1 protein-coding gene and 1 pseudogene are annotated in these 1945 nt (G+C 56.5%); both read left to right on the top strand.

What is annotated here, in order from left to right; all coding sequences use genetic code 11:
* Positions 1–536, top strand: a pseudogene (locus Q7T06_RS10880) (bifunctional 5,10-methylene-tetrahydrofolate dehydrogenase/5,10-methylene-tetrahydrofolate cyclohydrolase); the annotation flags it as partial.
* The coding region (locus Q7T06_RS10875) for a M3 family metallopeptidase (protein ID WP_304784529.1) at positions 536–1945 on the top strand (1410 nt) is incomplete at its 3' end. The pseudogene Q7T06_RS10880 and the gene Q7T06_RS10875, both read left to right, overlap by 1 nt.

Raw genomic sequence — 1945 nt, 5'->3', positions numbered from 1 at the left:
CAAACAAGGTCATAGAAGCCCTTTCGCCGCGCAAGGATGTGGATGGCTATTCGGTCTTGAGCGCGGGCGAACTGCTGACCGGCCTGCCGGGCTTCCGCCCCTGCACGCCTTACGGTTGCATGAAGCTGATAGAAAGCACCGGCTTCAAGCTGGCCGGCAAGCACGCCGTCGTGATCGGCCGCAGCAATACGGTAGGCAAACCGATGGCCTTATTGCTATTGCAAGCCAACGCCACCGTCACCATATGTCACAGTGGCACGACAGATCTTGCCTATCACACGCGCCAGGCCGATGTAGTCGTGTCTGCAACCGGCCGCCGCAACACGCTGACTGCAGACATGATCAAACCCGGCGCCATCGTGATTGATGTCGGCATTAACCGCGACGATGAAGGTAAATTGTGCGGCGATGTCGATTTTGTACATGCGAAGGAAGTCGCCAGCCACATCACGCCGGTACCCGGCGGCGTCGGCCCCATGACCATTACCATGCTTCTGGTTAACACCATAGAAGCAGCTGAAAGAGAATTGAACTGATGAATATTGCCCTGAACCCGCTGCTGGACTTTTCCGATCTTCCGCAATTCGCTGCGATCAAACCCGAGCATATAGGCTCGGCGATCGACAGCCTGCTCGAGCAATGCCGTACCGTCGTCAAGGAACTTGAAGCGCCGATTGCGCAAGTGACGTGGGAAAACTTTGTCGAGCCGCTGGAAAACGTGACGGAAAAACTCGGCCGGGCCTGGGGCATAGTCGGCCATTTGAATGCCGTCGTTGATACCCCGGAACTGCGCGCTGCCTACAATGAAAACCAGCCGAAGATCACCGAGTTCTGGACCGCACTGGCACAAAACCTGACGCTGTTTACCAATTACAAGGCTTTGCAGCTGGGACCGGATTACGCCGGTTATTCAGCCGCACGCAAGAAAATCATAGAAAACGCCGTGCGCGATTTCCGCCTGGGCGGTGCCGAACTGACGGAAGAACAAAAACCGCGCTTCGCCGAAATCCAGGAAAAGCATGCGGCGCTGACGACCAGGTTTTCTGAAAACATACTCGACGCCACCAATGCTTACGCGCTGTTCGTCGAAGATGAAGCCGAACTGGCAGGCTTGCCTGACGAAGCGAAGCAGGCCGCACGCGCTGCCGCTGAAAAAGATGGCAAGCCCGGCTATAAATTTACGCTGCATTTCCCTTCGTATTTCCCTATCCTGCAATACGCCGACAAGCGCAGCCTGCGCGAAACGATTTATCGCGCCAATGCCACCAAGGCATCCGACCTCGCCGACCAGCCGGCCTGGGACAATACGCAAAATATCGTCGACATCCTGATGCTGCGCGACGAAGAAGCCAAGCTGCTCGGTTACAGGAATTTTGCCGAAGTGTCGCTGGTATCGAAAATGGCGCAGACGCCGGAACAAGTCATCACCTTCCTGCAGGATCTGGCCAAGTGCGCGCGTCCCTACGCGGAGAAAGATCTGGCGGAACTGCGCGCCTACGCGCAAAAGGAACTCGGCATCGACAAGCTGGAAGCATGGGACGTCACCTATGCATCGGAAAAATTGCGCGAGCAGCGCTATGCGTTTTCCGAACAGGAAGTGAAGCAGTATTTCCCTGAGCCTAAAGTCATAGACGGGCTGTTCCGCACCATAGAAACACTGTTTGCCGTCACGATCAAACCTGACACCGCACCGGTCTGGCATCCTGACGTGAAGTTTTTCCGCATTGAAAAAGACGGCGCACTGATAGGCCAGTTCTATATCGACCTGTACGCACGCCAGGGCAAACGCGGCGGCGCATGGATGGACGATGCACGTGGCCGCCGCGTGTTCGCAAGCGCAAACGGCAAGGATGAAATACAGACGCCAGTGGCTTACCTGACCTGCAACTTCACCGATCCGGCAGTCGTCGACGGCAAGGTCAAGCCGGCCCTGTTCACGCACGAT

Origin of the sequence: Herminiimonas sp., assembly GCF_030645555.1 — a bacterium.
GTDB lineage: Bacteria > Pseudomonadota > Gammaproteobacteria > Burkholderiales > Burkholderiaceae_D > Oxalicibacterium.
Note: the sequence above shows the minus strand (reverse complement) of the source record. Positions and strands in the feature narration are given on the sequence as shown.